The organism is Paenibacillus sp. MZ04-78.2, from assembly GCF_024213375.1.
In the GTDB taxonomy this organism is placed as follows: Bacteria; Bacillota; Bacilli; order Paenibacillales; family NBRC-103111; genus Paenibacillus_G.
Genome location: NZ_JANAVJ010000097.1, coordinates 1 through 3,229, shown reverse-complemented (window position 1 = coordinate 3,229; position 3,229 = coordinate 1). Strand labels below are relative to the sequence as shown.

Genomic DNA, 3,229 nt, shown 5'->3' with positions numbered 1-3,229 from the left:
GCGTCGTAATCAGTTACGTATATGATCTCATGAATCCCGTCGTTTTTCTAGGTGTGGAGGATTTGACGCTTACATTTGAACCTACGGACTGCACCCAAAGGGTGACATAAAGGAAAGCGGATTGCGGGAAAACTGCACGATCCGTTTGATCGAGCGGACGGAGGAAGGCGAAAGCCGACCTCCTTCGACTCTACATCCACCGTTTGCGAAACAAGAAGCTGGCTGAGCTGCAACGCTTATTATCCAAGTGTAAGAAAGGCTCTCGTAACTGGAAACGGTACAACCGCGCCAAGCAGTTTGTGTTATCCAAGTCCGAAGCACAGATCAAGGACGGATTACACAAGATCACCAAAAACTTTGTGGTTGGTGCATCGAAAACACTTTAGCAATTGTTCAAGGTGTAACTTTATAAGTTTCAGAAAAATAAATACTTGTATTTTTATTATTCGAGAATGGCACCTGCCTCCTATATTCGAATAATACAAGAAAAATAGAGTGAGTAGAGTTATCAGTAATGTTCATTTTTGAGTTAATAGTAATCAAACCATCGGGTTCTGTATGATAGATTTTATTAGTATCTGCTAAATCAACTTGCTGATTATCTATAAATTCGAGAACTTTATAGTGTCTTCCTGAAATAGCATTAAAACCTATTTTTGAACTGTTTACTTGTCCTTTATTCGTATTTTTGGGTACTAATTTATCCGTTTGTTCTATAGTAAGAAAAATCGGGTCCGAAGGTTCTTTGGAATTGTAAGTAACCGGAACTCTAACTTCTTCGAAATTTACTTTATTTTGATTACCTACAACAATTACTGCTTGGGTGGATAGAAAGTAGTTTTCTTTAACATCATCTAAATCCGGATCTTCAGTGTCGGGTCGTGGTAATGCAAGAATTGTCAGATTGTGAGAGCCAACAGGAACATTCGGAATGCTAAAATTAATATTTTTGCTTGATTTTTCATTTAATGAAACCTTGGTTGTTTTCTCAAACCTATTTTTGACTTCAACGTTGACCTGCTGAAAGTCCAATAAAAAAATCAAAGTAAATTCACATTTATCTAGTGCATCATTTACTAATTTAAGGCCATTGTTAAAAGTCGAGCTTGTTTGTTTATAGATTAATTCTGTATTTGATTCTGAATCTATTAACCCAATACCATACACTCTTTCTGAATTTGAAAGTTTCCCATAAGGTGTCATAGCAGATATCTGGGATGAAAAATAATGATTAAAATAATTATATCCAGTAAGGATGGTTCCAATAATCAAAAATGCGATAGCAATTCTATTTTTCAACTCTTTTTCTCCTTGAATAAAGTAATAGAAAATGACGATAAAGGAGCATTAAAAAAACCCATTTATCGTCATTATTTTCAGACTTAGTTTTTCACATAGATTGTTATGGTGCACATTTGCCGGTATAAGTACCACCGGATAATTGACAATATGAGCTATATAAATAAGTGCCGGTGCTTGTTTTGGCCGTATGAGATGCATCAGATCTATATGTTGCAGATGAATCATAAATGAAGTCCGGACTATCAATTACTGCTTGATAGTCATTATAGTTAGTTTTTGTTCCATTGAATAATTCCGTGCTTCCTTTTTTGAATACATTTTTCACCCATACTTCATCAACCACTTTAGTTGTTGCGGTAGCCGCTAAAGAACTTATTTTGTTAGAAGTAAGATGAATATTTGTCCCAGAGCCATTTTCATCAATGACTGCCCCATTTGCTGTAATTGCTGCTGACAATAAAGCAAAACTAAAACTTGCAAATAAAAAAAGGTTTTTTCTCATTCAGTTCACTCCCTCTGATTTTTCAATACCTTATATTGTAATTTTATACTAATATATCAATTCTAAAAATAGGGAGTACGTCCTATTTTTAGAATGTAAAAAAACCTCGATAATTGAGGTTTCTGAATAAAAAACCTATTCTGCTAGACTTTTACATTTGTAATTTTTTTGGATTACTTCTTTATCGATAGATTCTACGTAGTAACCACTAGGCGGTTTGTCATTTGTTAGTGTTATTTTCACTAAATAATCTTTATCAATATCGAGCTTCCTTAATTGAATCTTAATCCTAAACGCATTAGAACCATCAGTAAGCTTAGTTCCATGTATTTCGATTGCTGTAGGTTTTATTTCAAGCATTTTTAAGCAATTAAATTGAACGATATCTTGGGAAAATTCTTTGCGGAGAGCATTTTGTATAACATCATGTAATTCTGTTAACAGTGCTCTTTCTAAATACTTATTCTCAAGCTTCCGGGGTTCAATGTTGTCTTTTGCAGCTACTGTACTAAAAGGTATTGACGTTAGAATTAGAATACATATAAGACTCTTGATCATTAATTACCCTCCCTTTCTAATGTTTGTAGGTGTTAGTGTAAGTAAATTTTTTTTTTTTATTCAGTTTATTGGAACTTGCCCTTACGTTAAGTAGTGGTATTTTTGTAAATACTGTAAGTAGATTGTGAAACAGGTCAATTTTCGTAATAATAGATCGCCTTCTCATACTGTTGATGATCTACAAGCTCATTCGCATAGTAGTACAGGTCACGTGGTGAAAACTCCTCTCCCCGGGCTAAACGCCTTTCATAAATTTTTAGATTTCGGTCGCTATCATGACGGAGGCTGAAATGGGTAATGGCAATATCGCTATGCAGAATGTTCCCGCAGACTTCAAGATATTCATGGACCGCGCCGATCCATTGAAAGTGTTTCGCTCTTTTCACAAGTCGATTTCGTTTTATGCTGAAGGTCACATTTCCAAATTCATCGAAACCTAGATGGTAATCCATGGTTACGGAATCAACGGTAGGGTCAAGCGTTTCCTTCAGGGAAGCCAGCTTCTGTCTCTCGCTCCCTGTTAAAAAATCATCGGCGTCAAGCCAAAGATGTAGTCCTTGTTTGCCAAGCTGAACGCATAGTTTCGCGCCGCAGCAAAATCCTCAATCCACTCAAAATCAAAAATTTGATTGGTATACAGACTGACAATCGATTTCGTACCATCCTCGACAATGATGATTTCGTCCACGATGCCTTGAACAGTAGATAGACACCGGCCGATGAGCAGTTTCAAATCCAGTAACGGCTTCGGTGCGCGCGGCTTGACCATGACGAAAGCGTTCAGCAAAACTGTGAGCGTCAAATACTCCCCACCTTTCAAGAACCTCAAGCTCATGAGAAAATGAAGGCATCTTGAACGGGAGGTTG

The 3,229-nt window shown here is 36.5% G+C and carries 3 protein-coding genes and 1 pseudogene; all 4 read right to left on the bottom strand.

Features of this window, described 5'->3' with window-relative positions:
* Positions 1-393: 393 nt before the first annotated feature.
* Entirely contained in the window at positions 394-1,299 is a 906-nt protein-coding gene (locus tag NLX71_RS26085) for a hypothetical protein (protein WP_254366717.1), read from the bottom strand.
* A gap of 103 nt (positions 1,300-1,402) precedes the next feature.
* Entirely contained in the window at positions 1,403-1,804 is a 402-nt protein-coding gene (locus NLX71_RS26080; RefSeq protein ID WP_254366715.1) for a hypothetical protein, read from the bottom strand.
* A gap of 135 nt (positions 1,805-1,939) precedes the next feature.
* Complete coding sequence (locus tag NLX71_RS26075) at positions 1,940-2,362, bottom strand: hypothetical protein (RefSeq protein ID WP_254366713.1); 423 nt, start codon at positions 2,360-2,362, stop codon at positions 1,940-1,942.
* A gap of 143 nt (positions 2,363-2,505) precedes the next feature.
* Positions 2,506-3,131, bottom strand: a pseudogene (locus tag NLX71_RS26070) (glycosyltransferase); the annotation flags it as partial.
* Positions 3,132-3,229 lie beyond the last annotated feature (98 nt).